Origin of the sequence: Pseudomonas sp. Irchel s3f10 (assembly GCF_900187515.1) — a bacterium.
GTDB lineage: Bacteria > Pseudomonadota > Gammaproteobacteria > Pseudomonadales > Pseudomonadaceae > Aquipseudomonas > Aquipseudomonas tensinigenes.
In genome coordinates, this window is record NZ_FYDZ01000019.1 from 1 (window position 1) to 26,491 (window position 26,491).

The 26,491-nt window shown below is 54.0% G+C and carries 28 protein-coding genes; 9 read left to right on the plus strand and 19 right to left on the minus strand.

Going from position 1 to position 26,491, the window contains the following annotated elements; all coding sequences use genetic code 11:
- Window positions 1-94: 94 nt before the first annotated feature.
- The 6 genes from gspE to gspG form a co-directional block, all read right to left on the minus strand.
- Entirely contained in the window at window positions 95-1,501 is a 1,407-nt protein-coding gene (gene gspE / locus CKW17_RS26630) for a type II secretion system ATPase GspE (RefSeq protein ID WP_095122795.1), read from the minus strand.
- A 130-nt stretch (window positions 1,502-1,631) separates the two neighbouring features.
- A complete protein-coding gene (gene gspD / locus CKW17_RS26635; protein WP_095122797.1) occupies window positions 1,632-4,001 on the minus strand; it encodes a type II secretion system secretin GspD in 2,370 nt (789 codons plus the stop codon).
- Window positions 3,998-4,543, minus strand: coding sequence for a type II secretion system protein GspM (gene gspM, locus CKW17_RS26640; protein WP_095122799.1), 546 nt, complete (start codon window positions 4,541-4,543; stop codon window positions 3,998-4,000). The genes gspD and gspM overlap by 4 nt, the downstream gene beginning before the upstream one ends.
- Complete coding sequence (gspL, locus tag CKW17_RS26645) at window positions 4,536-5,714, minus strand: type II secretion system protein GspL (RefSeq protein WP_095122801.1); 1,179 nt, start codon at window positions 5,712-5,714, stop codon at window positions 4,536-4,538. The genes gspM and gspL overlap by 8 nt, the downstream gene beginning before the upstream one ends.
- Entirely contained in the window at window positions 5,711-6,670 is a 960-nt protein-coding gene (gene gspK, locus CKW17_RS26650; protein ID WP_095122803.1) for a type II secretion system minor pseudopilin GspK, read from the minus strand. Before gspK ends, gspL begins: the two co-directional genes overlap by 4 nt.
- An 8-nt stretch (window positions 6,671-6,678) precedes the next feature.
- A complete protein-coding gene (gene gspG / locus CKW17_RS26655) occupies window positions 6,679-7,137 on the minus strand; it encodes a type II secretion system major pseudopilin GspG (RefSeq protein ID WP_038368790.1) in 459 nt (152 codons plus the stop codon).
- A 146-nt stretch (window positions 7,138-7,283) separates the two neighbouring features.
- Between gspG and gspI the strand changes: the two genes are divergently transcribed.
- The 3 genes from gspI (at window position 7,284) to CKW17_RS26670 (ending at window position 9,848) form a co-directional block, all read left to right on the plus strand.
- Window positions 7,284-7,670: a type II secretion system minor pseudopilin GspI gene (gspI, locus tag CKW17_RS26660; protein ID WP_095122805.1), complete on the plus strand. Its 387-nt coding sequence runs from the start codon at window positions 7,284-7,286 to the stop codon at window positions 7,668-7,670.
- A gap of 501 nt (window positions 7,671-8,171) precedes the next feature.
- On the plus strand, window positions 8,172-9,275 hold the full coding sequence (locus tag CKW17_RS26665; protein WP_095122807.1) for a hypothetical protein: 1,104 nt from the start codon (window positions 8,172-8,174) through the stop codon (window positions 9,273-9,275).
- 3 nt (window positions 9,276-9,278) lie between these two features.
- Complete coding sequence (locus CKW17_RS26670) at window positions 9,279-9,848, plus strand: LemA family protein (RefSeq protein ID WP_095122809.1); 570 nt, start codon at window positions 9,279-9,281, stop codon at window positions 9,846-9,848.
- Between the two features lie 111 nt (window positions 9,849-9,959).
- Here the strand turns inward: CKW17_RS26670 and CKW17_RS26675 are convergent, their stop codons facing one another.
- Window positions 9,960-10,418 carry a helix-turn-helix domain-containing protein gene (locus tag CKW17_RS26675; protein WP_095122810.1) on the minus strand — a complete coding sequence of 153 codons (459 nt, stop codon included), beginning with the start codon at window positions 10,416-10,418 and terminating at the stop codon, window positions 9,960-9,962.
- Window positions 10,419-10,514: 96 nt separating this feature from the next.
- On the opposite strand from CKW17_RS26675, the gene CKW17_RS26680 reads away from it, so the two are divergent.
- Window positions 10,515-11,456, plus strand: coding sequence for an aromatic alcohol reductase (locus CKW17_RS26680; protein WP_095122812.1), 942 nt, complete (start codon window positions 10,515-10,517; stop codon window positions 11,454-11,456).
- A 180-nt stretch (window positions 11,457-11,636) separates the two neighbouring features.
- Here CKW17_RS26680 and CKW17_RS26685 read toward each other — a convergent pair whose 3' ends face one another.
- The 6 genes from CKW17_RS26685 to CKW17_RS26710 form a co-directional block, all read right to left on the minus strand.
- A complete protein-coding gene (locus CKW17_RS26685; protein ID WP_095122814.1) occupies window positions 11,637-11,996 on the minus strand; it encodes a DUF6124 family protein in 360 nt (119 codons plus the stop codon).
- Window positions 11,997-12,437: 441 nt separating this feature from the next.
- Window positions 12,438-12,818: a hypothetical protein gene (locus tag CKW17_RS26690; protein ID WP_095122815.1), complete on the minus strand. Its 381-nt coding sequence runs from the start codon at window positions 12,816-12,818 to the stop codon at window positions 12,438-12,440.
- 124 nt (window positions 12,819-12,942) lie between these two features.
- Window positions 12,943-13,332, minus strand: coding sequence for a hypothetical protein (locus tag CKW17_RS26695; protein WP_095122817.1), 390 nt, complete (start codon window positions 13,330-13,332; stop codon window positions 12,943-12,945).
- Window positions 13,333-13,385: 53 nt separating this feature from the next.
- A complete protein-coding gene (locus CKW17_RS26700; protein WP_095122818.1) occupies window positions 13,386-13,769 on the minus strand; it encodes a hypothetical protein in 384 nt (127 codons plus the stop codon).
- Window positions 13,766-15,091, minus strand: a complete 1,326-nt coding sequence (locus CKW17_RS26705) for a hypothetical protein (protein ID WP_095122820.1) — start codon at window positions 15,089-15,091, stop codon at window positions 13,766-13,768. Before CKW17_RS26705 ends, CKW17_RS26700 begins: the two co-directional genes overlap by 4 nt.
- Before the next feature lie 306 nt (window positions 15,092-15,397).
- Window positions 15,398-15,757: a DUF6124 family protein gene (locus CKW17_RS26710; RefSeq protein WP_095122821.1), complete on the minus strand. Its 360-nt coding sequence runs from the start codon at window positions 15,755-15,757 to the stop codon at window positions 15,398-15,400.
- Between the two features lie 592 nt (window positions 15,758-16,349).
- Between CKW17_RS26710 and CKW17_RS26715 the strand changes: the two genes are divergently transcribed.
- Complete coding sequence (locus CKW17_RS26715) at window positions 16,350-16,691, plus strand: hypothetical protein (RefSeq protein ID WP_256586329.1); 342 nt, start codon at window positions 16,350-16,352, stop codon at window positions 16,689-16,691.
- 129 nt (window positions 16,692-16,820) lie between these two features.
- Here CKW17_RS26715 and CKW17_RS26720 read toward each other — a convergent pair whose 3' ends face one another.
- The 3 genes from CKW17_RS26720 to CKW17_RS26730 all read right to left on the minus strand — a co-directional run bounded on the left by CKW17_RS26720 (window position 16,821) and on the right by CKW17_RS26730 (window position 18,821).
- Window positions 16,821-17,207, minus strand: coding sequence for a hypothetical protein (locus CKW17_RS26720; protein WP_095122824.1), 387 nt, complete (start codon window positions 17,205-17,207; stop codon window positions 16,821-16,823).
- Between the two features lie 85 nt (window positions 17,208-17,292).
- Entirely contained in the window at window positions 17,293-17,676 is a 384-nt protein-coding gene (locus CKW17_RS26725) for a hypothetical protein (protein ID WP_095122826.1), read from the minus strand.
- Window positions 17,673-18,821 (minus strand): hypothetical protein, encoded by a 1,149-nt coding sequence (locus tag CKW17_RS26730; protein WP_095122828.1) that lies wholly within the window; start codon window positions 18,819-18,821, stop codon window positions 17,673-17,675. Before CKW17_RS26730 ends, CKW17_RS26725 begins: the two co-directional genes overlap by 4 nt.
- A gap of 284 nt (window positions 18,822-19,105) precedes the next feature.
- On the opposite strand from CKW17_RS26730, the gene CKW17_RS26735 reads away from it, so the two are divergent.
- On the plus strand, window positions 19,106-19,495 hold the full coding sequence (locus CKW17_RS26735) for a hypothetical protein (RefSeq protein WP_095122829.1): 390 nt from the start codon (window positions 19,106-19,108) through the stop codon (window positions 19,493-19,495).
- A 157-nt stretch (window positions 19,496-19,652) separates the two neighbouring features.
- Here the strand turns inward: CKW17_RS26735 and CKW17_RS26740 are convergent, their stop codons facing one another.
- Window positions 19,653-20,012, minus strand: coding sequence for a DUF6124 family protein (locus CKW17_RS26740; RefSeq protein ID WP_008087957.1), 360 nt, complete (start codon window positions 20,010-20,012; stop codon window positions 19,653-19,655).
- Window positions 20,013-20,834: 822 nt separating this feature from the next.
- Between CKW17_RS26740 and CKW17_RS26750 the strand changes: the two genes are divergently transcribed.
- Both CKW17_RS26750 and CKW17_RS26755 read left to right on the plus strand, forming a co-directional pair.
- Complete coding sequence (locus CKW17_RS26750) at window positions 20,835-22,148, plus strand: AAA family ATPase (RefSeq protein ID WP_176470125.1); 1,314 nt, start codon at window positions 20,835-20,837, stop codon at window positions 22,146-22,148.
- 141 nt (window positions 22,149-22,289) lie between these two features.
- Window positions 22,290-23,048, plus strand: a complete 759-nt coding sequence (locus tag CKW17_RS26755; protein WP_141234596.1) for a DUF4435 domain-containing protein — start codon at window positions 22,290-22,292, stop codon at window positions 23,046-23,048.
- Between the two features lie 632 nt (window positions 23,049-23,680).
- Here CKW17_RS26755 and CKW17_RS26760 read toward each other — a convergent pair.
- Together CKW17_RS26760 and CKW17_RS26765 are read right to left on the minus strand one after the other, a co-directional pair.
- Window positions 23,681-25,402, minus strand: a complete 1,722-nt coding sequence (locus tag CKW17_RS26760; RefSeq protein ID WP_095122835.1) for a hypothetical protein — start codon at window positions 25,400-25,402, stop codon at window positions 23,681-23,683.
- A gap of 260 nt (window positions 25,403-25,662) precedes the next feature.
- Complete coding sequence (locus CKW17_RS26765; RefSeq protein ID WP_095122837.1) at window positions 25,663-26,094, minus strand: type II secretion system protein N; 432 nt, start codon at window positions 26,092-26,094, stop codon at window positions 25,663-25,665.
- 119 nt (window positions 26,095-26,213) lie between these two features.
- Here CKW17_RS26765 and CKW17_RS30890 point away from each other — a divergent pair, with 119 nt between their 5' ends.
- Window positions 26,214-26,318, plus strand: coding sequence for a prepilin-type N-terminal cleavage/methylation domain-containing protein (locus tag CKW17_RS30890; RefSeq protein WP_095122838.1), 105 nt, complete (start codon window positions 26,214-26,216; stop codon window positions 26,316-26,318).
- Window positions 26,319-26,491: the final 173 nt, after the last annotated feature.

The following is a 26,491-nucleotide window of genomic DNA, read 5'->3' on the forward strand; positions in this document are numbered from 1 at the left end:
AATGTTGTGAACGCGGCAGCCTGGCTGTCCGCCTCAAGGTGCCCGGATTCAATCTTGCCGGTGGCGTCGGCGGCTTCAAAACGATAGCGATTCATCAGGCGTCCCGTGTCACACGGAGGATTTCTTCAGGGGCGGTGGCGCCGCTGCGAATCCAGCGCTCACCGTCCTCGCGCAGGCTGAACATCCCGGCTTTCGCGGCGGATGCGCGCAAGGCCTGCTCCCCTGCCCCTTGGTGAATCAGGGTGCGGATGTCGTCGTCGATGCAGAACAATTCGTGGATGCCGGTGCGGCCGCTGTAGCCGGTTTGATTGCACGCTGGGCAGCCGACCGGGCGCCAGGTGCCGGGCGCGGTGGGGTCTTCTTCCTTGCATTGATTGCACAGCCGCCTCACCAGTCGCTGCGCCAAAACCCCGAGCATTGACGACGCCAGCAGAAACGGTTCGACGCCCATGTCGATCAAGCGGTTGACCGCCGATACCGCGTCGTTGGTGTGCAGCGTCGCCAACACCAAATGCCCGGTCAGCGACGCTTGCACGGCGATTTGTGCGGTTTCGAGATCGCGGATTTCGCCGATCATGATGATGTCCGGGTCTTGGCGCAGAATTGCCCGCAGTGCGAGGGCGAAGGTCATGTCGATCTTGGCGTTGACCTGAATCTGGCTGATCCCCGGCAGGTCGTACTCCACCGGATCCTCGACGGTGAGGATATTGCTGGTACTCGCATCGAGCCGCGCCAGCGCCGCATAAAGGCTGGTGGTTTTGCCGCTGCCGGTGGGGCCGGTGACCAGGACGATGCCGTGGGGCTGGCGGATCAGGTGATCGAGTTTGGCCAGCACCTGCGCGTCCATGCCGAGGGTTTCCAGATGCAGACGCCCGGCCTGTTTGTCGAGCAAACGCATCACCACCCGTTCGCCATGACCGGTAGGCACGGTTGAAACGCGAATATCAATCGGCCGCCCGGCCACCCGTAAGGCGATGCGACCGTCCTGCGGCAGGCGTTTTTCGGCGATGTCGAGCTGGGCCATGATCTTGATCCGCGACACCAGCGCACCGTGCAACGCCTTGCGCGGCGAGACCACGTCACGTAGCGTGCCGTCGACGCGGTAGCGCACCACTGAGTGGGTTTCGAACGGTTCGATATGAATGTCGCTGGCCTCGTCGCGCGCGGCCTGGGTCAGCAGCGCGTTGATCATGCGAATCACCGGTGCGCCGTCCTGGGTGTCGAGCAGGTCGGTGATTTCCGGCATGTCCTGCATCAGTCGATCAAGATCGACTTCGTTTTCTGCCGCGCCGACCACCGCCGCTGCACTGCCTGTATCCGCATAGGCACTGGCAAGCAAGCCATCCAGTTCATCATCGCGCACCCGCTGAATCGTGGTCGCACCAAACTGCCGCCGCGCCTCGCTGATCGACCAGCCCGGCGTCGACGGGCACACGGTCAGCACGCCATCGCACAACAGAATGCGCTGCGCCTTGGCCCAGGCGTAGGGCAACGCACTCATCTCATGCCCTCCCCAATCCCTGTAGGAGCTGCCGAAGGCTGCGATCTTTTGATCTTGATTTTTTCAATGCTGCCAAAGAGCAGGATCAAAAGATCGCAGCCTTCGGCAGCTCCTACAGGGGATGGTGTTTTCATTGCAGAGGCACCGCTTTGATGGTTGCGCGCGGACCCGACCCAGGTAACACCGCCGGCACCCCTTGCGCCGCCGTCGGCAACTGCGGCGCCTGCATGTCCGGCATCGCCCAGCTGCGCTCAGGCTGCAATCCACCCTGAGCGCGGCGCATAAAGTCGTAACGGTTGAGGGTGATGCTGCGCCCCGCTTCGCTGTCGCGGATGATGTACGGGCGCAGGAAGACCATCAGGTTGGTCTTGGTAATCGCCCGACGTTCGTTGCGAAACAGTGCGCCAATCCCCGGCAGGCTGCCCAGCCAAGGCACCGCGTCATTGCTCTGGCTGTAGCCGTCCTGCAGCAACCCGCCAAGGACCATGATCTGGCCGTCGTCGAGCAAAATACTGGTGTCGATTGCACGTTTGTTGGTGACGATACCCGTCGATGTCGCGCTGCTGGAAGCGCGTTCGTCGATGCTGCTGACTTCCTGATAGATATCGAGCTTCACCGTGCCGCCCTCGGAAATCTGCGGGCGAACATTGAGCTTCAAACCCACCTCTTCCCGGGTCACGGTCTGGAACGGGTTATTGCTGGTGCCGCCACCGCCAGTGACATAACTGCCGCTGACAAACGGAATGGTCTGGCCGACAAAAATACTCGCCGCTTCGTTGTCGAGGGTCAGCAGATTCGGCGTCGACAACACGTTGGTGCCGCCCTTGCTCTTCAGGGCACGGGCCAGCACTTTCAGGTCAAGAATCTTGCCGATACCGGGGATATCCACGGTGCCGTTGACGTAGCCCAAATTCAAACCCTGCGGCAGTACGTCAATGCTGGTCTTGCCGTTGGTGTTGAGCCCCGAACCACCCAGATTCGCCCCACCGATCACGCCATTGCCACCGAGATTACCGGTCTGCCACTGCACACCGAACTCGCTGGCATCGTCCTCGCCGACTTCGACGATCAGGCTCTCGATCACCACTTGCGCGCGGCGCTGGTCGAGCAGATCGATCACCTCACGCAAGTTGCGATACAACGGCTCCGGCGCAGAAATCAGCAAGGTGTTGGTGGTGGCGTCAGCCTGAATGGTCACGCCGCCGGCACTGAAGGCGACGTTCTGTTCGCTGCTTTGCGCGCTGCCGCTGCCGGTTGTGCTGCCACTGCTGCCCTGCGCGTAACTGCCGCCCGTGCTGCCGCCGCTGTTGGTGGTCGAGGTGCCGCTGCTTTGAGTACCGCTCTGGCCATTCTGCCCAGCGCTGCCGCCGGTACTTGCACCCATGGCACTGAGCACCGAGCGCGCACTGTCGCTGGTGCCGCTGTCACTCTCACCAGTCAGCAAACCGCGCAAGGCCTGCGCCAGTTTCGCCGCCTGCGCGTTGCGCAAATAAACCACATGCAAATTGCTCGGATTGCTCTGCGCGTTATCCAGTTTGTAGATCAGATTACGCGCCAGCTCCGTACGCTCCGGGCTGCCGGCGCGGATGATGATGGTGTTGGAACGCGGATCACCGATCACCGCAATTTTCTGCGTCGGATCATTGCCCGGCGCATCGAGTAAATCAGCGACCATCGGCGCGATGTCAGCAGCGATGCCGTTCTGAATTTGCACCACATCGGTGTCGATCGCGCTCGGCGAATCAATGCTCGCAATCAGCTGCGCAACGCGGGTCAAGTTCTCAGAGTAATCAGTGATAACGATGGTGTTGTTGCCCGGATAGGCGTTGATCGGATTGTTCGGCGAAACGATCGGGCGCAGCACCGGAATCAGGTTCACCGCGTTCTCGTATTGCAAACGAAACGTGCGCGTGAGCATGCCGTTGCCGGCTGGTTTGTCAGCGCTGTAGATCGGCCCGCCGAGCAACTTCGCATCGGCCTCCGGCACCACCTGCGCCACGCCGCCAACATCGACCACGCTGAAACCCTGCATGCGCAACGCCGCCAGCAACATGTCGTAAGCCTGCCGCGCGGGCACCTGACCTTCCGAGACCAGCGTCAACGTGCCCTTCACCCGAGGGTCGACCAGAAACTGCTGACCAGTCGAACGCGACAACGCGCGCACCACCGCTTGAATATCGGCGTCGACAAAATTCAGCGTTACCGGTTGATCGCCCAAAGGATTACTCGGCAAGGCAATGCCCGACGCCGCCGCACCACTGCGGGCACTCTTGCTGATGTTGTGCAATTGCTTCGGCACAGGTCGCGCCTGAGCCTGCGCACGCTCGCGGTCAAGAACCGCGTCGCCGCTGCGCTGAGTGCTGGCCAGCGGGCGGCCCAGCTCACTGTCGACCAGCAACGGCGGCTGATTCTGCGGCGTGGTGGTGTTGCTGCACGCGCTCAACGCCATCAGCAGCATCGGCAACGCCAGACGTGCCGGTTTGGATCCTGACCCCTTCATGAAGCTTCCTTAGCGCCCAGCGCCTGATCCATGCGAACGGTGCCTGACAAAGTGCCGGCGGTGACTTCGGTCGAGGGGTTGTCTGCGCGTTGCAAACGGGCCTCGACCACTTGCAGAGAAAGTTGTGCCGGGTTGCTCAACAGCCAGTCGAGCACGGCGTCGGCTGGCGCCGCATCGAAGGTCAACTGCCAGGCGCCCTGCGCCTCCTGTAATTGGTAATGTCCCGCCAGGCCGCTGGCCTGCAGGGTCTGCTCCAGCGACTGCGCCAGGCTTTGCCCGTCCGGACGCACGCTGACTTCGCGCAGCAGCACTTCCAGCGCTTCGGTCTGGGCGCGCAGCTTTGGCGTTTCGGTTTGCCAATAAGTGATTTTCTTCAGCGGCGGCTGGATCAGCGCAACCCACAGCAACAGGCCGATCAGCGCAACGGCCATGCCGCCAACCATGCGTTTTTCGCGCAACGCCAACGGCTGCCAACGCGCCTGCACCTGAGCGTTAAAACGCTGCCACTTGGCGCGATAAACCGCGAGCGAGGCCTTATTCATCTTCTTCTGCTCCGCCGCTGTCATCGCTGTCGCTTGGGCTGGCCTCAGTGGCCGGACGCAAGGTCCAGCCCTCGTCATCTGCCGTCACGCTGATACCGGCCTGCGCCAAAGCGCTTTGCCAATCCTGATCATTGCCGCCACGACGGGCTTCACTCAGCAGACTCAGTTGCAAGGTGCCGTCGACAAACGCCAACCGCTCGACACTGCCAGCCATCGACGGCATGCCGCTGCCGGCCTGCAACACCAGACGATTGAAAGTCTGCGCCGGATCATCCGCCACGCCCTTCTGCCGCGCCGCCAGTTGCTGACGGGCCTGTTGCAACGGGTTGAGGATTACCGGTAACTCGGGAAAGGTCTGTTTTACCCGCAGGTTCATCTGGGTTTTCAACTGCTGGCCCTGCCCGGCCTCGCGAGCGGCATACAGGTTCAATCCGATCACCCAAACGGCCACGGCCAACGCTGATAAAGCGATCGCCCTGCCCCAGCCGCGATGCTCGGTATTTTGCTGCTGGACCGCGCCATGCAGTCCCCAACCCGGTAGCGGCCCGGTCCAGCGCTGCGCATCCGCCATCGGCAGCTCAGCGCCCGGCGGCGGTTGCTCACCGATCCAATGCAAAGTGATGCCCGGCTCCCACACGACACCGTCGAGGCCGTCATCGAACAACGGCTGCACCCGCGCCGCTTGCACACTGTCGCGCAACAACAAATGCCCGTCCTGCACGCACGCGACGGTGCCGGGCAACACCGGCAAACTGTACGGCGCCGGATAGAGACCGCGCAGGTTCAGCCCAGCGCTTTTCAGCAACTGGCCAAAGCGCAACAAGTGCTGCCGAGGCGCCCAGGCGATCTGCACCTGCCCGGCCTCATCCCGCGCGCTGTGCGCGATGTGCATCTCGCTGCTGTCACCCAGCATCAAGGCCTGCGCCGCACACTGCACCGCCGCGACAATCTTGTTGGCCGGCAACGGCGGTAAATCGAGACTCGCCAACAGGCTGTCAGCCGGGTGCAAAAAACACACCAGCGGCGGCAGTTTCGACTGCTGGCTCAACTGGCTCAGACTGTGGCGTTCTTCCCGCGTGACCTGGCCCTGACGATCCAGCCAGGCGCAGTGCAATTGACTGTGCAGATCCAGTTCCGCCAAGGGCGGCAACGCCACTTTCAACTGGCTCATACGCCCACCCGCGACCAAATCACCTGCGGCAAGCGGTCCTGGCTGCGATGCAACAACGCCTCAAGACTGACCCGCCGCTGATCGCGCCGCGCCTCACCGCGCAGGCGAAACCAGTCACTGGTGATGCCGACCTTGACGCTGGTCAGCTCCAGTTGCGGCATGCGCAAACGGTTAACGAAATCGCCTCGATTGATAAACCAGCGCCCGGCATCACGCTCGGCAATCAGCGCATTGGCGCGCTCCAGCGACAACCCCGGCACATACGCGGCCAAAACCGGAGCAGTGGCTGTGTTGCCATTGAGCCAAGTCGTCGCGGGGATCACCGTCAGGTACGGCGCCAGTTTGCCGATCAACGCCTCATTAACACCGTCGACACTGCGCAAATCATCGATGCTGCGCAGCATCGGCAGCGTCGGCTTCTGCGGTTTGTGTGAAGCGTTAGGCGAGGTCGCGCGACCACTGTCGAAACCGCTTTTCGGCGCCTCGGCAATCTGCGCATTCAGCAGTCGCGGGTAGGACGCAATCACCCGCTGACTGATGCGCTGACTCAACCCGGCACTGACCCCGATCAACTCGCACAAACGCTGAAACGCCGCGACCTGTGCCTCATCGACCCGCTCGTTGGCGACCAGATTGCGCAGGTTGAACTTGCCCTGCTCATCCTCCAGTCGTCCTTCAAAACCTTGCGCGGAGAGACGCTGCGCCCACGGCTGATCGAGCCGGGTCAACGGATCGCGCTGACGTGCATCCCAGAGCAACTGACGGCTGATCTCCAACCCGCCCTGCACCACCCAACGCCCCTGCACACGCTGCTGATCCGCCTCCAGCGCACGGGTCGACACGCTCTGGCGCGTCAACATGCCCGCCGCAATCACCGCCACAACGGCCGCAATCAACAACGCGCTGATAATCGCCATGCCCTGTTGCTTCGCCCCCTCAGGCGAGCGGCTGTTCATGGCCGGCCTTACAACTGCCAGGAACCGATATCGGCATTCACGCCGTCGCCGTCCGGCTGACCGTCGGCACCGAGGGAAAAGATGTCGATTTCGCCGTTGGCGCCGGGGTTGAGGTACTGATAAGGACGCCCCCACGGATCGTTCGGCAAGCGCTCCAGGTACGAGCGCCAATTGCTGTTCTTCGCATCCGCCGGCCGCTCCACCAACACCTTCAGGCCCTGGTTCATGCTCGGATAAGTGCCGTGATCGAGGCGATACAACTTCAACGCCTGCATCAACCCACCAATATCCTGCTTCGCCGCCGTCGCCCGCGCCTGATCCGGCCGATCGAGCACCTTGGGTACCACCATCGCCGCCAAAATCCCCAAAATCACCACGACCACCATGATCTCGATCAGGGTAAAACCCTGCTGCCCACGCGGCGTGCGCATCGGTTGCTGAAGCGATTTGAAAGGTGCGATATCCATCTCGACATACCCTGGCTTGATTCGATTCGACGCGCAGTGTTGCAAGAAGATATGTCAGTGATGTTGAAAATCCTCGGGTGTTTTCGTCGTCAAGCCGTCAAGGACGCGGGTTAGCGTCGAGGGCTGGGTTTGGTTTTGGGCGGTTTATGCGTGCGCGTTCGCGGGAAGCGGGTTTCACGTTGATTGAGGTGCTGGTGGCGCTGGCGATTATTGCCGTGGCGATGTCGGCGGCTGTGCGCGTGGCGGGGTTGATTACGCAGAGCAGTGGGGTTTTAAGGGATCGGTCGGTGGCGATGATTGCGGCGCAAACACGCATGGCAGAGCTGCAACTGGAAGGTCGTATGCCGATGGGGATAAAGGCGCAGGAATGTGATCAGGGGCGGTTGTTGTTGCGGTGTGAACAGGTGATCAGCGCAGCCGAAAACGGCCGCTTGCTCAAGATTGGCATTCAGGTATTTGACCGCAACCAAGATGCCCCGCCGTTGGCCAAGCTTGAGACTTTGTTGTCCCGAACCGAAAGCCCCTCACCCTAGCCCTCTCCCAGAGGTAGAGGGAACCGATTCGGGGATATTCGAGAGTTACACCGACTTGAACGTCTTTCATTGAATCCAAATTCGCCAAGCTCACAAAGCCAAATCGAAGGCCCTTCACCAAAACCATAATCACCAAAATCTTCCAGGTCGACGTACCCCGCAAGACACCTCGGTCGGCCCCCTCTCCCTCCGGGAGAGGGCTGGGGTGAGGGCCGCTTCTACTCACGCAGCCTCCAGAATCACCAAAGCCATAATCACCAAAATCTTCCAGGTCGACGTACCCCGCAAGACAACTCGTTCGGCCCCCTCTCCCTCCGGGAGAGGGCTGGGGTGAGGGTAGCTTTTGCCCTTCAGACTGAAACAGGCGAGAAGCCATCATTGCCATGACAATGGTATCGTCCCCTCCTTTTTAAAATTTCTGACAGATTATGAATAGCACCAAATCCTCAATCCGGGTCGTGGCTCCCATACCAGGCACTCCTGAATCAATGGATACCTGACATGCCCAACTTATCGCAGAACACGAGGTTAAATAAGTTGCTGGCCGTGAACGAAGCCAGTGTTGAGAGGGCTAAGTCCAACACCGACTTATTGAAGGTGATCCATGAGTTCGCCTCGTACCGTGGCCCGCTCGAATTTGATCACACACGCGCATGGTGGTTTTTCGGCACTGGCCTGTTATTGCTTGCGAGTGCTGTGGTCCTTTATTGGATTGGGAATATCTCTAGCGTCGCTCTGTTCTTTTACCGGTTGGAAATTGATCCCGACTCGTTCGGCATCGGTACTGGTTTTCTTGGCATCGTGATTGCCGTTTGGAGTCTGACATGGATGAAATCCAAATCTGATCGGTTGCCGTCGCTCAGTAAAAGAATTGCTCGACTGTCATCCTACTTCCACAACGGACTGACTTTCCTGAGAGAAGACTCGGCCGCGACCCTGAAGGAGCTGGACACGGAATTTGGTGATTACCGCCGGGGCGACTACAGCCGCAAGTTGGTCGAGTCGATACAGGGCGTATTCACCGGCACGTTGCGCAACCTCCCTTACACGTACCGCCAGCTGCACTATGTCAACCAACGAGAAGTGCATACCACGGTTACCGACGAAAAGGGCAATACCAAAACGGAGACTCGGGTGGTTCATGACCACTACGATCGCTACAGTTTGGTCATCGACTTTCCATGGGTCACCGGAATATCGGTCAGATCGGATTACCAGTCAGAGAACGACTATTCGCACCCCATGGACACGACTTCTCCGGATTTCAATAAAGCATTCCGTTTGACCGGTCGCAGCGAGATGCTCTGTGCGAAATTCATCAAGCCTTCGACGGTGCTCCACTTGCTGAAGCTGTTCGACATCCTCCATCGTCCGAACCTGGAGTTCTCCGACAGTGGAGAGCTCTGCCTCAGTTTTGAGAGCAGCGACCTGTTCGCGTACGGTGCTCAGTATTCGCTGGCTTCGCCCAAATATTTTTACGCGGAAATTTCTGCTGGTATCGAACTGCCGCGACTGATGTCTGCGCTCCAATGGAGCCATGCACTCAGTGAGCTGCACGATGACAACTTCAGCTCCCTTACCCCTACAAACCGCAAAGAGAAGTAAGCCATGGACATTGCACTCATCCTCGCCGCTGTTATCGCTGTCGTCATGATCATCGGGGGATTCAGCATCTACAACGGCATCATTGGGGGACACAACCGAGTACAACGTGCATGGTCAGACGTCCTCGTTTACGAACGCCAGAAGACCAAAGTGCTCGACCAGCTTCAAAAAGTGCTCGCAGATTTCATGGTCTATGAGGCCAGCCTCCTGGAAAAGATCACCGGCCTTCGCAGCGCGGTCAACGCCCTGCCTGCGGGCGCCAATGGCAATGCCCTCACGACCGTTGAAACCGCCACCCGGGAGCTAATGGGTGGCCTGCGCATCGCTTTCGAGGCCTACCCTGATCTGAAAGCATCGGAAGCGGCGAACAACATGATGCGTGAAATTGCCGAACAACAAGAGAACGTCGGCGCAGCGATCACCATCTACAACCGCAACGTCGAACTGTTCAACAACGCCATCGAGATGTTCCCCGGCTCGGTCGTCAATGGCCTGTTCAACAAGAAAACTCGCGTCACGCCATTCACCGATACCGAAGCTTCGCAGGGTTTCTCTTACACCCCGAATATCTAACCCGCGTTAAGCATCGAACCATCACCCGTGAGGGTGGTGGTCGGTCACCTGTCTTATTGAATAGGACCGCCGCTGATTTCTCGGGCGCGAACCATTCAATGACACGAGCGGTCAATCGGCCCCTTCTGAATCAACCAGCCCCACCACCGGAACCTGCCAAGCAGGTTTTTTCCCACTCTGACCATCAAACACCCGACGCGCCTCGCGAAAATCATCCACGTGCTCCACAACCCAAGTCCAAATCGGCGACATGCGAACCAACAACTCCATACCCAACGCCGTCAGCTCATACTCGACATGGGGCGGCACTTGATCCAACTCCCGCCGTATCAGCAAACCATCGCGTTCCAGCGCACGCAGCGTCTTGGTCAACATGCGCTGAGTCACGCCCGTCATCTGCCGTTTGATCTCGGCATGACGCATCGTGCCGTACACACCCAGGGCATGCAGGATACCCAGTGACCAGCGGCTACCGGCGTGAGCCAGGACTTCGCGCCGCACGCCATCATCGTCTCGTCTTAGCGTCTGGCAGATCGCTTCTGCCTGGCTAAGGGTTTCCTCATCGGTCATGTGTCCCCCTGGTATCACGCGTGTGCCTTCTTCTGAGCGCTGCGCAATCGTGCCAGCATCGCCAAATCATACAGACGACGGATCTCAGGAGACATCATGACCGAAGCGACCCACCCTTCCCCACAATCCATTCTCGTACTCGGCGCCGGCGAACTCGGCCTGCCGGTGCTGCGCAATCTTGCGCGGGTAGCCGAGCGCTCGACCGGCAGCACCATCAGCGTCCTGCTCAGGGATTCGACCATCAACACGCAAGCCCCCGAGAAAAAACTGGAAGTCGATGAACTGCGCAGTCTGGGCATCCAGCTAGTCGCTGCAGACCTGGTTAACGATTCCATCGATCAACTGGCCGAAGTGTTCGCAGCATTCGACACCGTCATAGGCTGCGCAGGCATGGTCGCGGGCCGGGAAACGCCGATGAAACTGGCGACAGCAGCGCTCAGGTCCGGCGTGAAGCGCTACTTCCCCTGGCAGTTCGGCGTCGATTTCGAAGTGATTGGCCGGGGCAGCCCGCAGGATTTGTTCGATGCACAACTCGACGTGCGCGAGTTGCTCCGCGCCCAGGAAAAAACCGAATGGGTGATCATCTCGACCGGTATGTTCACCAGTTTTCTGTTCGAGCCGGTCTTTGAGGTCGTCGATTTTGAGAGCGACACCGTCAACGCCTTGGGCAGCCTGGAAACCAGCGTAACGCTCACGACACCGGAGGACATCGGCAAGCTGACAGCGGATATCGTTTTCTTCGAACCGCGCTTTCGCAATGAGATCGTCTACCTGTCTGGCGACACGGTGACGTATGGGCAGGTGGCGAGCCTGCTTGAACGTGTGCTGGGGCGGCCGTTCAAGCGTAACGTCTGGACGGTTCCTCACCTGATGCAGGAACTGGAAAAAGACCCCACTCACCACATCAAAAAATACCGCGCCGTATTTGCCCAAGGCAGAGGCGTGTCGTGGCCTAAAGCGGGGACTTTCAACGAACAGCAGTCGATTCAGGTCACAACGGCTGAACAGTGGGCTCGGGACAACCTGGCAGTCGATTGACGCTAAGCAAGCACCCCGCCACTCACAATTACAGAAACGCGTACATCGTCTCGACATTTATCGCGGCTGAAGAGCCAGCGCACTCCCACCTTGAAACACACTTAAAGGTGGGAGCGAGCCTGCTCGCGAAGGCGCCAGAATGAACACCCGATCAATCACCAGGTGATCCCGGCACCCGCATCACTCCGGCAATTGCAAATTATCCAACGCCCGATTCACCGCCAACTCTCCGAGCATGATCAACTGCGCAATCCCCGCCAGCGCCTGGCGCTGCGATGCCGGCAACAGGCTGGAGACGTTCTGGGCGATGGTTTTGGCCGAAGCGAGTGTTGCACTGGCATCGACCAGCAGTTCTTCGGTTTTGTTGTCCGCCGTCACTGCATACATCCCACGGTTTTTACGTGGGGGCGGTGTGGAACCGGGCGGACAGAGGTAATGGTCGAGCGCGCGGTCGGCGGCTTCGTGGAGTTTTCTGGAATCGATGGATTCGTAGGGGGAAACAGAGGCGGTTTCGGGCGGGTTGGGTGTTGGTTTGATCATGGTGAAGCTCCTATTAGGGTGGAGCCGCCATAACTGTCGCTAAACAGAAAGGTGGCGGCTGTACGCAGGTTAGCGAACCGGTTATAGGCACCCGGCAGACCCGAGGGTCTCCCGCATACAGCCACCATAGCGGAGTCGCAGACATCGAGTCTGCGACAAAGCATGGAACGCTGATGCACCTATTACAAAAAGTCGAGTCGCTAAACCCGATCGCTGATTCATCAGCGACCGCACCACAATAGAACTCGCCTCTAAGGCGCACAAGCCGGCGGATTCTGGCGTAGCTGTAGGCAAAGGCGCAAGGATATGTAGCCTGCGAGAGTGTTTGGAGATGTCTTTTTAAACGTTGGTGTTTATCGAGACATCAGACGTTGCTAAGTCGCTCGGGGAACCAATCGCCCTGAGTCTCCCGAAACGTCGAACCATCAAACTAACCCACTCCTACAAAAAACCTCTGTATTTCCCATAAAGCCAAACCGCCCACGATGTACCGCACACGAGATAGCCGACATGAAATGGACTCGTCGCCCAAAACCTGAGTCCTCTGGGAAGGCGTTGAACGGCGTCGATCAGCAAGGGTTCCTGCCGTTGGATACTCTTGGATGTAATCAACCGACTGACAGCGGTCATCCGCTGAGTTCTCGAGTAAAAACTTCCCCCTGATGAACCACAGTAGATGGAAAGGTACAGCCACTCATCAAAGTGTTTTTCCAGAGCATCGAGTTTTGTGTAAACGGCGTAGAAAATCATTGCGCAGTTGATCACGCCCATCATGATCTGCGCCCCACATGCCCAGGCAAATACTGTGCTGGTGATTTCCATTACTCGGAATACTCATGAATTTCTTGTCCTGAAAACTCAACATCATCAAACACCTTTTTTCTGTCTCCACGGCACCCTGGCGACTCGCGATAGCACTTGATAGACGACCGGTTTCTCATGGTGCTCACTCGAACAGTCCTAAATATTCCGCCCAACCATACAAAGCCAGAATTCCCAGCAGAGAAAAGGAATTCAATCGATATGGGATTTCGACCCACCGCCGCAAATTCAGCGGAAGGCTCCGGACCTCTTCGAGGGCGCTCGGATTATCCAGCAACAGGCGCGAAGGACGTTTACGAAGCAAAGCAGTGATCAGAGTGAGCCTGTACCTGCGCGCCCAAAAACCGGAACGTCCCTTCTGCGGGCAGTTATGGAGCAGATCGCAATTTTCAAGGTGCGACTCAATTTCGGAAAGCTTGAAATACCCGACATAGATCATCACCAGAACGTTGGAGATGATCAGCACCAGTAACGCAATGCCAGTGGCGGCGAACAGAAGTTTGATTTCAGTCATTTAAGATTGCTTCGTAAACGATTTCACCGAGGACTGACCTTCTCTCTGCCCCTTTACAAAAAACCTCTGTATTTCCCATAAAGCCAAAGCACCCACGATGCACCGCACACGAAATAGCCGACATGAAATGGACTCGTCGCCCAAAACCTGAGTCCTCTGGGAAGGCGTTGAACGGCGTCGATCAGCAACGGTTCCTGCCGTTGGATACTCTTGGATGTAATCAACCTGCTGACAGCGGCCATTCGATGAGCTCTCCAATGAAAACTTCCACCTGATGAACCGCAGTCCATGGATAGGTACAGCCACTCAGCAAAGTGTTTTTCCAGAGCATCGAGTTTTGTATAAACGGCGTAGAAAATCATTGCGCAGTTGATCACGCCTAATAGGATCAGCGCTCCCCAAGCCCAGGCATATACAGTGCCGTCGACTTCCATCATTCGGAATACTCGTAGATTTTTTGTCCTAAATACTCACCGCCTTCAGTCATCCGAGTTCCTGTCTCCACGGAACCTGCCGCACCGACCACAAGTACACACACGAGTTTTCCCATTCCTTTCAGTTTCGCGCATACCGCCAAACCTACTTTCCCTCCGATATATCCACCAGCAAGAGCTCCAGCGGTACCGCCGACCATTTTTCCTCCCTCTACAAACCTCACTTGCCTGCATTCCGCCTCGCGGTCGGACGCGCAGACCTCGTAGATTTTTGAGCTGGATGCGCCCAGTTGCAGACCTATGCCGAGATAACCACCTCCCTTCATGAACTTCGCTGCTCTGGCAACGCCCGCAATGTTGGTTGCATATCCGGGTAGTTGTGCCGGTGCGCCTGCTTTGCCCCATCGGTGAACAATTCGGCGGCTGGACAATCCCAGTGCACGTTTGAGTTTTGGATGATCTGGCAAACCCGTGCCTTTGCGTACCAGCGGCCCAAGGCTGGCATCCAGTTTCGCCATCAGACGTTTGCGTTTGGCAAAGAACTCTGGGGAATGTAGATGGCGATGTTGGGTGTATTGCTGCTGATGCAGTTGCTCCAACTCTTTGAGGGTATTTTTCAATCCTTCCAGATGCTGCCCGATCATGAATGACGCAACGCCCAATGTGCCGGCCGACACCTCCAGAAACGGCTCAATGACCTCATGATGCTCAACCATGAACGAAGCTTCTTCATCCGAAAGGTCTTTCAACGCCTCGTTCACCTTCTCCGCAGCGGCCATCATCTGTGCTTCTTCGCGTCGGCACATGTAGTTGCGTGAGTCGCTGAACAAGACCATTTGCCCAGGCTTGACCCGCTCACCGAGATGTCGATTGAGTGAACGGAATTCGCGACGCAGTAAGTCGCCGGGACTGATTTCGTACAACTCCCGTTCAAGCGCCTCGAGCGTCATGGGTTTCTGAACGATGTGGAAACCCGATTCAGCCGGTTGCGGCAAGGTGTAGGCGTGTTCCTCCACCAAGTGTTGTGCAGGAGGTGGCTCGGGTTTGGGGTTGAAGGCATTCCAGGAAGCGCCGCCGTTGTCTGTAGCAATGCGTAGCTTCACCAGAGCCCAATCACCGTTACGCACAGCATCGATGAGTTTTCGCTCATTCGCGCCTTGCATGTAGTTGTTACGATGCAGGCCCATGGCGTTTAACAAGTCGTCGAATCCGGGCAAGTCGTCCGGACGATTCAATGCCTGTCGGAAATGTTCCATGGCTTCGTAGGCATCGAGGATCTGCTCTCGCTGGCCATGGAACTCGCTTAGCGGGATGAGTCTGGTCACATCCGTGTCCCGTTCTGAAAACGCAGGACTTTGGCGAACGGACTCAGGTTTGAATGCAGGACGGATCGGTGTTCGTTGTAGGGAAAATCCGGCTTTTTGACTTGCAGACGCCGCGCTCAAATCATCAATGTTTTATGGCGGTACTGGGTGGGGCAGAAAATAGATCCGTCGCCAACGTTTGCTCCCACAGGTGTCAGCGTCGTACACAACATCTGCAATCAGCATAAAACCCTGTGGGAGCGAGCCTGCTCGCGAAGGCGCCAGAATGAATACCCGATCAATCATCAGGTGATCCCGACACCCGTATCACTCCGGCAGTTGCAAGTTATCCAGCGCCCGATTCACCGCCAACTCCCCGAGCATGATCAACTGCGCAATCCCCGCCAGCGCATGGCGCTGCGATGTCGGCAACAGGCTGGAGACATTCTGGGCGATGGTTTTGGCCGAAGCGAGTGTTGCACTGGCATCGACCAGCAGTTCTTCGGTTTGGTTGTCCGCCGTCACGGCGTACATCCCACGGTTTTTACGTGGCGGCGGCGTGGAACCGGGTGGACAGAGGTAATGGTCGAGCGCGCGGTCGGCGGCTTCGTGCAGTTTTTTTGAATCGATGGATTCGTAGGGGGACGTGCAGATAGATTCGGGCGGGTTGGGTGTTGGTTTGATCATGAGTGAATCTCCAAATCATAGAAAAGGAGCCATCATCTTTCGCTACCAAACGAAGGGGTGGTGGCCATACGAAGGTTGGTAGACCGGTGACTTGGAGAACCGGCGCGCCCGAAGACGCCCTGCGCATGGCCACCATAAATACACAGCCCCAAAAAGGCCTGTATCGGGTGACGCTATGCGCCAAGTCTAAGCCGGGCTACCAAACCCGATCGCTGATTCGCCAGCGACCAGACCACAATAGAACCCGCCCCCAAGGCGCACAAGCCGGCGGATTCTGGCGTAGCTGTAGGCAAAGGCGCAAGGATGTGTAGCCTGGGAGATTGTTTGGAGATGTCTTTTTAAACGCTAGTGTTTATCGAGGCCTTATTGCGGCACCCAACCACTTAAACAAATCTGCCCCATTACCCGCAATTTTTCCCGCGCACAAAACGTAAACCCAGTCAGGGCGTAAAGGCATTGCGAGCGACTCGACAGAAGCCACTCACCAACAGTCAATCAAAGGACTGTAGGAAATGTTGAGCGCAAATTTTGCCTCAGGCATTCTGTGCGACGCAAACGTACATGGACGGTAGATTTTTGGCGGTACTGTTAAATGAAACTAAAAATATTAGCCATCAGCCTTTTATGTTGCGTCAGTTTATTTTCTAGCGCAGCAGACGTTCCTATCAAAGAGGGAATGCCATTTTCGAAAGCCCGAAAAGCGTTGATCAAAAATGGCTGGAAGCCGAATCCGTCCTACTCAGGTGAGTTCGGGGTTGAAAACGTCCTACAAAGACAAGGTTTCAATGAAATCGAGTCTTGCACGGAGGGCGTCCGTTTCTGCAGCTTCAACTACATCAAGAACGGAGATTGTTTAGGTGTAGGAACTGTCGGCGAAGAAGTCAAAGACATGAAAATTTATTCCTGGAACTTCAAATGTCCTGAAAATGATTGAAACCAGAAATCGACAACAAAGTGATAACAAAAGGGACTGATTTACTTTATGGAAATAAATCAGTCCCTTTTTGGTGTCGGAGGTGGAAGCAGATTTTTTTTGGCTTTGATGACTCAGTGTTCAGCAGCGCTAAACAAAACCTGACTTAACAGCGATCCCAAAGCTGATCATGACCAACAACAGAGAAATGACGCTCCATTGCAGCACCACTAGCTTACGTTTAAGGGAGGCTGGGAAACTGGCCAAATCTTCAGAGCTCAGCTCACCCCTTTTCAAATAAAACTTAGGAAAGGTCACAATTCCCGAAATACCACCTACGAGCAGAAGCTTTCCCCAAGGCCCACCATGCCGAAGCGGAGCCCGAGTCATGATCGCTGAGCAATTCTTCAGGTGCTCCAACATCAAATCCATCTTCGTATAGGCCAAGTGCAAACAGACGCCTATCCAAAGAATTAACCCTGCCAGATCAACGATGGCAATGGACAGAAGTACCTTATCAACGACGTTCAAACTCACTTCCCTGCGGAATAGATTTACTCACCAGCCCACTCGCCTGTGGTTTCCAAGCGTTCAAACGGGGCTGAGCACGCTTCTCATCCGGTTACTTGAGTACTCCTGATTTCCCCAAAGCAACCAGCACAACCATCGCAGAAAGCAGCGCTATTGCGCTCCATTGCATCAACACAAGTCTCTGTTTGAGTGACGAAGGAAAATTCTCGACATCATCGGCGCTGAGCGTGCCGCGTCTCATATAGAAATTGGTGAACGTAACGAGACCAGAGGCACCGCCTACTAAAAGCAATCTGCCCCATGCACCTCCGTGCTTCAGCGCAGCTAACCTGGTGCCGGCAGAACTGTTTTTGAGGTGTTCAAGGATCACGTCCATCTTGATATGTGCAATGTAGAGAGCAATCCCGATCCAGATGATCATCGAAATAATCACAACGCCACACAATCCTCCGACTATCAGTTCAGCGGTATTCATTTAGTCACCTCGTAAATCACTTCGCCGAACATTTCACCGCCGGCCCCTCCAACCGCCCCGCCAGCATATGAGCCTGCCGCTACAACTACCACGCCACAAGCGAGAGTTCCCAATCCACCCGTAGGCACGCCAAGCCCCACACAGATTGCACCTACCACTGGAGCAGTGAGTGCTGCACCTGTCATCGCGCCACCGGCCACCCCACCAATGAAACTACCGCCCTCGGTGTATTTAATCTTTTCACACGCATCCTTGTTACCTGCTGCACAGACTTCTTGAACCTTCATGTAAGACGCCCCACCACCTACGGCTGTACCAATCCAGCCACCGTACTTCACAACCTTGGCCGCTCTGGCGACACCTTCTGCGTGAGTGGCGTAACCGGGAATCTGTCCCGGAGCACCGGCCAGGGTCCAGTGGTGCACCAAGCTTTTGCTTGAGATGCCGAGGGCTGATTTCAAACTTGGATGATCAGGGAAACCGATGCCCTTTCTGGTTAACCCGGTGAGCTGTCTATCAAGCTTGGCAAACAGCCGTGCACGCTCATCAAAAAACTCTGAGCTACGCAAGTGACCGTCACGCTGAAAACTTTTCTGGTGCAGCGTTTCGATTTCCTTCAGCGAGGTTGTCACGTCTCCCAGGTTCTTGGCGAATATCGACTCACCCACACCGATTGATGTTGAGCCTTGCGAAAGAATGGACTCTATCTGGCTCTGATAGCGAACCATGAAGCTCGCTTCTTCGTCAGTCATGGGCTTGAGTGCCGTGTCCACTTTCTGCGCCGCTTCCATGAGCAACGCTTCTTCACGTGTGCACTGAGGATTGTTCGGATCGCTCAACACGATGAGCTGCCCGGGCTTGGCGTACCCGGTGACGTGAGGGTTGAGGCGCGTGAATTTCTCAAGCGTTGCACCATCCGGCTTATCGAACAATGCTGCTTCCAGCGCAGAGCGCGGCATGACTTGCTGAACGATGTAGAAACCGGGTTCCGCTGCTGGCTTCGCAACAGCCGGTTTCTCTGCGGGAGCCTCAGGGTATTCTGCCCAGTGCTTGGCGTGCAGATCAGTCGGTTCTACGCCACGGTAGACCTGTTTTCTTGGCGGGTTAGGTAGTGCGGGCCTTGGTACGTTTCCATATTCACTCATGCATCATCCTTGTTCACTTCGGGAATCCCGACTTGAGGTTCCGACAGTCCGACGCTATCGAAAAGCCCAAGTGCTGGCTGTAGGACAAAGCCTAAAAAGCTGTGCCCAAACGGCTGATTCCTGTCATTCGCGGGGTGCGCAGGATAACTGGTGAGGGAAGATGGTTGTATGGCAGCAGATGGCCACACACAGAATAATCGCAGGATTTGCCTGCCCCACCCGCAACCTTGTGCCGAGTACTCGAAGTTTTTGTCGAGCTATAAGTCGGCTGGAGGAACAACCAAATGAAGGCTTCACCCCTCGTACTCGTCGCACTTTATTGCATGGGTATCAGCGCAACGTTTGCCGATGGCTCACAGGCGCCGAACGACAAGCGCGGGCCAGCAGGCATAGTCGTCGGTGAGCGTTTGGCTGCGGCCAAATCCAAGCTCGTCAAACAAGGCTGGAAGCCGACGCGGATGCATACCAGCGACGGCTATGAATACAGTGGCGTGGAGAAGGAGTTGGCTGCACGCAAGTTCTTCGAACTGGACACCTGCTCGTTTGATAGCTCGCGTTGCATCTTGTACTACGCGAAGAAAGGAACTTGCCTACGCGTCGATACCATCGGTGAGCAATTCAATGACATGACCGTGACGCGATGGACCCGCGAATGTCCCGAGGCGCCCCAATAACCACCCGAAGACGACGCGGTAATAATCGACTGCTCCCACAGGTTCCAGCGTCGTACATAACATCTGCAATCAGCATAAAACCCTGTGGGAGCGAGCCTGCTCGCGAAGGCGCCAGAATGAACACCCGATCAATCACCAGGTGATCCCGGCACCCGCGTCACTCCGGCAATTGCAAATTATCCAACGCCCGATTCACCGCCAACTCGCCGAGCATGATCAACTGCGCAATCCCCGCCAGCGCATGGCGCTGCGATGCCGGCAACAGGCTGGAGACGTTCTGGGCGATGGTTTTGGCCGAAGCGAGTGTTGCACTGGCATCGACCAGCAGTTCTTCGGTTTTGTTGTCCGCCGTCACGGCGTACATCCCACGGTTTTTACGTGGGGGCGGCGTGGAACCGGGTGGACAGAGGTAATGGTCGAGCGCGCGGTCGGCGGCTTCGTGGAGTTTTTTGGAATCGATGGATTCGTAGGGTGAAACCGAGGCGGTTTCGGGCGGATTGGGTGTTGGTTTGATCATGGTGAAGCTCCAAATTTATACCTGGTGGAACCACCAACACTTGTCGCTAAACAAGTAAGGGTGGCAGCTGTACGCGGGTTAGCGAACCGAGAGGTATAAGACCCGGCAGACCCGAAGGTCTCCCACGCACAGCCACCATAGCGTCGTCGCAAACGTCTGCGACAAACTGGAGCGTCGTTGTACTTATACCTGGTCAGGTCGCTAAACCCGGTCGCTGGGTTGCCAGCGACCCATAGACGATATAGACCAGGTACAAAGCCCACAAGCCGGCGGATTCTGGCGTAGCTGTAGGCAAAGGCGCAAGGGTGTGTAGTCTGAGTGAGTGTCTGGAGATGTCTTTTTAAACGTTGATATTTATCGAAGCCTTACTGCGGCACCTCCATGAGGTGGGGAGGCAGGCCAGATGATTCTCAGATTTTTTTTTTGGGAATAAATCAGTCCTTTTTCCTCATTGAAGGTGAAAGTTCTCGGTTGATCGAGCAGTTTCTTCGCTGGCAGTACAACGCTTCGAACTCGGGCATTCATCATTCATGAGTCTCAGCTGAACAAGCCTCTTCCTCGCATTGATCGGGAGCGGTCAGACGCTCTGCCAAAATCAAGACCGGTAAAAACGAAGCGGTAGATATTCCGTAAGCGTTCCTAGCTACAATGGTAAATTGGTCTAGTTTTTTGGCGATTATTGATGCTTGATAGTCGGTTTTGACTCAGGTTCAGCCGCAAGAATTAATGAGGCTTGTATCTATTTCCCCTCCTTGCGTTCGATGTGCGAGCAATGGAGACAGCTCAAAAAATACGTGTGCATAAATTGCTAAGGACGAAAAATTGAAAATACTAAAAATATCAATCACTAAGCTTTTCGGGATCTTTGATCATGATATCCCTCTCAATCAAAATCCTGGCATCACAATTATTCTAGGTGAGAATGGCATTGGAAAAACAAAAGTTCTTGAGGCGATAAGTGCTATATTTCGCAACGACTATAACTTCCTAATTGATTTGGACTTTGAAACGCTGTCCATTTTTTTCGATACTGATGAAGTATGGGACTTCTCTAAGTCCCAGCTCCACAATGAATCTACACTATATGTACACAGGCGAACTCCAGGCTCAAAATCAAAACCAGAAAAACTTTCGAATCAGCGCCCAAACGCCGTGAACGACCCCAGGGAAAGGCGCCGAAGAGAAATGGAGTTTCGTAAGTATGAGATGATGAATTCTCACTATGCTTATGAGTCTAAAGATGTTCATGCTCTCTTACTGGAAAGTGATTACTTAGAATATAAATATCGGTCAGAGCAAGAAAAAATAAAGCCAGTTAAATGGTTTATTGAAGAGACAAAGAAAATAAAGATTCGCTTGATTGAGACGCAACGAATTATAACTCGAAATGAAATAAGCAAAAACTCTTACGAAAGTGCGGTGACGCAATGCTCAAATGAATTGAAAGAGCTAATCTCCATTGCGATAAAATCATCAGCTGATATTACGTCTGCACTGGATAGTACTTATCCAAATCGTCTTGTTCAGAATCTTCGCGCGGAAAATCACTATACATATTCTCAGTTAAATGATGAGCTCTCTGAGTTAAATGAGAAACGAAAAACTCTTTCCGCTGCTGGTCTTGTCGTCGACGCTCAGGATTCGGAACTTGCCGTTATTGAAGATGAGCATAACGACCTTATTATTATATCGATGAGACAATATGTCGAGGATAGCAAGCTAAAATTAGAGCCATATGAGAAGCTTGCTGAAAAAATTGGTTTGTTTATGGATATTGTCAGCAATCGCTTTAAGCATAAAAATATAAAAATTAGCAAGGATGACGGTATAGTCTTTACTTCTATTGTGAAGGATAAGCACAATGATTCTATTAATATAGATTTGACCAAGCTTTCCTCTGGAGAGCAACATGAGTTGGTGTTGTTTTACAAGCTTATATTTGGTTCAGCCCCGGGTGATCTAATTCTCATTGACGAGCCTGAGCTATCGTTGCATATTTCTTGGCAAACGCAGTTTATTGATGATTTGAAAAGGGTTGCAGCTCTTAGCAAGTTTTCTGCAGTTATCGCTACGCATTCCCCGGACATAATCTCTTCAAATTGGGATCTTAGAGTTGAACTGCTGGGGGTTGAATAATTGGAGAAATACATTACGGCAGATCGTATCGCAAACTCTGTCATGCAGGATGTCCGATTCAAGGGATACCACATATTGGTTGAGGGTGTAAAAGACATTAAAGTGTATACTAAGTTTTTCCGAAGAGAGCAAGTTAGACTTATGCAAACTTACGGAAAGTACAAACTTAGAGAAGCATTTGAAATATTGTCTGCTCGAAACTTTACAAATAAGCTTGCTATCCGTGATGCTGATTTTTTACGTATTAAAGGAAACGTGAAATACGACGAGGGTTATCAAGAGGATATATATCCAACTGATGGTCATGATTCAGAAGTCATGATGTTATCCGTAAACACTCTCGAAGATATGCTGTCTGTGATAGTTGATCCGCAATCACAAAATGCTTTCGAAGAAAGCTTAGGGGAATCATTCAAAGACCGGCTTCTAAAACTTGCCTACATTATTGGATGCTTGAGACTGGCAAATAAAAAATTCAGTCTCGGCTTGTCGTTTAAGCCAGCTCGCCAAGATGGAAATAGACTTAAGTTTAAAAGGTTTATTTGCGAAAGGAACTTCACAATTGACAGTACTCAGATGATCCATATTGTCACCGAATACTCTAAAAATAGAGATATCGATGTCTCTCCTAAGGAGCTGATCAAGTCAAAGTTAGATGAAGTACTAGACCAGAATCATGATTGCCTTGAAGTTATAAATGGACATGATATTGCTGAAATCTCATGCTATTTAGCTTCGGTCGGCATTAGAAGCAAGAATCATACTTTTCAACATCCAGATTACTTAGAGGAAGCTCTCGCCCTTTCCTTTGACAGGGAAAAGTTTAGAAAAACGCAACTGTTTGAGAAAATCAACAACTGGCAAGAAAAAAATCAGATTGCTGGACTCTTTTCGCTTTAGTCGACAGTTAGCTATGGCGCCTCGAATTGTAATTCTTGGCGCCACTTAAATATTGAATAGGATTCGATTTGGGATTCAATAACGCTCCAGCTAAGGAAGCGCTCACCCTATCAAGCTATACGCTTCAAAGCTGTTCCATTCGTCAAACTGTCGAGCTAGATCGATGGTTCATCGGTTAATCAAGGCGATCACCCCGCTTGCCCTTTGAAGTGAGCCTACGTGGGAGAAATCAACGCGATTAAACTCAAACGTCAATTTTCAAAAATATAACCGATTTTTACAAAAACTTGGGCGTTAGGTTCTACAATTTACATAGTTCCACGGGCGAGGAGGGAAAATTTACAGAGTTAGTCACAGCCGTCCTTTCCCATTCTAGCAGATGGTTGCGTCAGGGATCTGAGCAGCTTGATTATCGACTGATCTGTTGTAGCCGAACCCGCCTTGTCGCAAATAGCCGCTATTTGCCGCACAACAAACAATACTGATTCATTTTTTAGAAATAGATCAGCCCCCTTTTTCCTCATTCGAGTATCCGTTCGATCCATCCAATAACTGATATCGACTACACCCAATGCTCCAACAAAACTACAGTCGTTTTAATATTAATTTAAAATAAAGCATTGGTGCGAACTTCAAGATTGATCCTTCAGATTTAGAGTAGCTTTCGGCACGGCATATACTCGCATTCCCTCTCGAAGCCTGATCGCATTCGATGGCCACTTAAACCCCGCAGGATCACCTTGCTCTGCGCTTTTCACATCAACTTTATCAACTTGAATTGATGAAACCCCCACCTCTTCGAAATAAATATCTCCTTCCACTGCTAAATAATCACCTACTTCAACCCTATTTTCTAGAATGCGCATACCAAAAAAGTCACTGAAGACTTTAGAGACGTTCCCGACATACTGGTAGTGCTCAGGCAAGGGTGAAATTCGTTGATGCCTATAGAATAGCGGTTTTACCCAGTCAGATGACCAACCATGTCTTTGTTTGTTTACTACTATTCGATACAGATCGAAAGTAGTCAATAACCCCATTCCTGTCTCTCCAGCGAAATCAAGAATTTCTTGGCGAAAAGGTTCGTTGTTTTCTCGTAGCAGTGGAGGTAGATGTCTTTGCTGATTGATTATTGATAGGCCTTGTATGGTAGTTATATTGAGCTCCCTCATATTGATCATCGCGTGTTTATTGGCCTGCATGAGGTCATCATCACTGGCTTTCCCTCCCACTCCTTTAACGTCAATAATTAGAGTGGGCTCATGATCTTCTACCCTTAAATCCTCCCGTCGGCTTTTACCTTCAGCATCTCGTATTTCGTCGACATCAATAACGCGCTGAAATCCTAGTTTGGAAAGAGCAATTTTAATTGCAACAACCAGATCATCTCCTGTCGCGGTTAATAGATCATGCAACCATCCATCCTCAGAACGTTGCTCGGCAATCTCCTGTGTTAGCCTGTTAAGTTCTTTATCGGCTTCAGCGATCACTAGAGTTTTTTTGGCTTCCAACTCAAGAATTTGCTCAAGTTCGTACTCTGGAAGATGGGTCCATTTTCCTTTCTCGATATCTGGAAATAGGTGTGGCAATTGTTCAGGCAAAACACTTTCAAGGAACTCCGCAATAAAACTCGCCTTATCTGAGATTTGAGGAAAAATAAAAACCAACCCATCACCTTGCCTACCTGCCAAAGCAACATGCGAGCCATATTTATTAGTCGCCAAAGGAGTCCAATGACCATATCTTGACCATCGAGGTTTAAAGGAGCATTTGAACTCAGCACCTTCTACATGGCGTTTCAATAGTCTTTCTATTAGAGCGTCGCCGATCACATTGATTACGGAGCCAGACTCGGTGGAAAACTCTATATCTTCCATAGAATCAATGAAGTTCCATATACCGCCATCAATTCTTTCTTTTGTGGCGAGGTCACGATAACCGGCAGACGCCCATTGAAATGCCATAGGACTATCTGGTCCCGCAAAAATTATTAGAACACCCCCGCTAGTTACTATACGATTAAAGTTTTCTTTAGCGGATAATACTGTCCGCACCCTCGCATCTATCCACCCTTTGTCACACTTCGCCCATAGGTCTATTTCATCTTCTGGCCTGTGCTTTCCGCCTTGGGCAGTGAGGGCCAGTGTTTTGGACGTCAAATCAATTATAATCAGATCCGACTCTTGATATTTTACAAGCTCTCTATGTTGAACTACTGGGCGCCAGTCACTGTCAGTAGGTACTTCGTAGGGGATACCAAGAGTGCCAACTCCGATGCTATCCCACTTGCTTTTCAAAGCTTTATAAACACTGTCATCAGTATCAATGAGAAAAATATTAGGTAGGTGGTACATTCTTCGAAATCCCCTTCGTGTGAATTCGACAGGCTTTTCCGATCGATAATAACGATGCCAAGGAACACGAAGCAATAAAAATTGGTGAACCACCCGGGCAAATAAGATTAAAAATTTGCGCACCTAAATCATCTGCTTTTAGCCGAAAGCGGACCTTTTCGACATACCTCCTGTGGTTGGTCAAAAGCCTCCCAGTACATCCCGGGTGATCAATACCCACCATCCGACTAAAACGCCAAAATTACTCCCTTCCAAAAAAATCACGGCCTCACCAACCTAGGCAACACCACCCCCTCCCCCAACCTCTCCACCCCCAACCTCACCCTCTCCCCACCCTGCTCAATCACCACCCCATCCCCCTCCACCGCCACCAACTTCACCCCAGGCCCCACCTTCTCCCCCTGCAAAAAACTCCTCGGCGGCCCATCGTTCAGACTCAGTATCGCCACCGCCCCCCGACTTCCCGCCATCACCCCGCTCACTTTGATATCCATCGGCGCCGTTTGATTGGAAAACCACTGCAACGCCGGGCTATCACTGCGCGCCGCCAGCAATTGCGGGGCCGCTGCCGGGGTGTGTGATTCGGCGGAGGTCAGCAGCAGCGACGACCATGTCGCTACGCCGACCAGCGCTGCGAGCAGCGCGAGGGCCTGGACGATTTGCGGTGGGGAAACGCGTGCGGTGAAGGTCATGGGTTGAATCTCCTTTTTATCCCTGCTGTCAGCCTACGCGGCAATTCTCTCCGTTTTATTTCACACGCCTTACTGTTGGCCGTGCACGATGGCGCAGGACGCAAAGGAGCGCGCGCGCGATGAACAGGCAACGGGGTTTTACGCTGATCGAGTTGATGGTGGTGCTGGTGTTCTTCGCCGGGGCCGGGTTGAGACGCGGAGCAATGAGCGTTCGATGGCCCTGATTGCGGAGTCCGCATGGCCAGGTTATGCGGTTGTTGCGCTATGAACGGGCTATTGGCGCGGAGGAGAATGGGCGGTTTCTCAAGGTTGGCGTGCAAGTGTTTGACCGTAGTCAGGAGGCGCTACCGTAGCCACACTCAAGACCTTGCTTAGCCGCCCATAAAGCTCCTGAGCC

Coding starts and splice junctions, on each gene's coding strand:
- gspE (WP_095122795.1), bottom strand. CDS start 1,501: ATGAGTGCGTTGCCCTACGCCTGGGCCAAGGCGCAGCGCATTCTGTTG.
- gspD (WP_095122797.1), bottom strand. CDS start 4,001: ATGAAGGGGTCAGGATCCAAACCGGCACGTCTGGCGTTGCCGATGCTG.
- gspM (WP_095122799.1), bottom strand. CDS start 4,543: ATGAATAAGGCCTCGCTCGCGGTTTATCGCGCCAAGTGGCAGCGTTTT.
- gspL (WP_095122801.1), bottom strand. CDS start 5,714: ATGAGCCAGTTGAAAGTGGCGTTGCCGCCCTTGGCGGAACTGGATCTG.
- gspK (WP_095122803.1), bottom strand. CDS start 6,670: ATGAACAGCCGCTCGCCTGAGGGGGCGAAGCAACAGGGCATGGCGATT.
- gspG (WP_038368790.1), bottom strand. CDS start 7,137: ATGGATATCGCACCTTTCAAATCGCTTCAGCAACCGATGCGCACGCCG.
- gspI (WP_095122805.1), top strand. CDS start 7,284: ATGCGTGCGCGTTCGCGGGAAGCGGGTTTCACGTTGATTGAGGTGCTG.
- CKW17_RS26665 (WP_095122807.1), top strand. CDS start 8,172: ATGCCCAACTTATCGCAGAACACGAGGTTAAATAAGTTGCTGGCCGTG.
- CKW17_RS26670 (WP_095122809.1), top strand. CDS start 9,279: ATGGACATTGCACTCATCCTCGCCGCTGTTATCGCTGTCGTCATGATC.
- CKW17_RS26675 (WP_095122810.1), bottom strand. CDS start 10,418: ATGACCGATGAGGAAACCCTTAGCCAGGCAGAAGCGATCTGCCAGACG.
- CKW17_RS26680 (WP_095122812.1), top strand. CDS start 10,515: ATGACCGAAGCGACCCACCCTTCCCCACAATCCATTCTCGTACTCGGC.
- CKW17_RS26685 (WP_095122814.1), bottom strand. CDS start 11,996: ATGATCAAACCAACACCCAACCCGCCCGAAACCGCCTCTGTTTCCCCC.
- CKW17_RS26690 (WP_095122815.1), bottom strand. CDS start 12,818: ATGGAAATCACCAGCACAGTATTTGCCTGGGCATGTGGGGCGCAGATC.
- CKW17_RS26695 (WP_095122817.1), bottom strand. CDS start 13,332: ATGACTGAAATCAAACTTCTGTTCGCCGCCACTGGCATTGCGTTACTG.
- CKW17_RS26700 (WP_095122818.1), bottom strand. CDS start 13,769: ATGATGGAAGTCGACGGCACTGTATATGCCTGGGCTTGGGGAGCGCTG.
- CKW17_RS26710 (WP_095122821.1), bottom strand. CDS start 15,757: ATGATCAAACCAACACCCAACCCGCCCGAATCTATCTGCACGTCCCCC.
- CKW17_RS26715 (WP_256586329.1), top strand. CDS start 16,350: ATGAAACTAAAAATATTAGCCATCAGCCTTTTATGTTGCGTCAGTTTA.
- CKW17_RS26725 (WP_095122826.1), bottom strand. CDS start 17,676: ATGAATACCGCTGAACTGATAGTCGGAGGATTGTGTGGCGTTGTGATT.
- CKW17_RS26730 (WP_095122828.1), bottom strand. CDS start 18,821: ATGAGTGAATATGGAAACGTACCAAGGCCCGCACTACCTAACCCGCCA.
- CKW17_RS26735 (WP_095122829.1), top strand. CDS start 19,106: ATGAAGGCTTCACCCCTCGTACTCGTCGCACTTTATTGCATGGGTATC.
- CKW17_RS26740 (WP_008087957.1), bottom strand. CDS start 20,012: ATGATCAAACCAACACCCAATCCGCCCGAAACCGCCTCGGTTTCACCC.
- CKW17_RS26755 (WP_141234596.1), top strand. CDS start 22,290: ATGCAAACTTACGGAAAGTACAAACTTAGAGAAGCATTTGAAATATTG.
- CKW17_RS26760 (WP_095122835.1), bottom strand. CDS start 25,402: ATGTACCACCTACCTAATATTTTTCTCATTGATACTGATGACAGTGTT.
- CKW17_RS26765 (WP_095122837.1), bottom strand. CDS start 26,094: ATGACCTTCACCGCACGCGTTTCCCCACCGCAAATCGTCCAGGCCCTC.
- CKW17_RS30890 (WP_095122838.1), top strand. CDS start 26,214: ATGAACAGGCAACGGGGTTTTACGCTGATCGAGTTGATGGTGGTGCTG.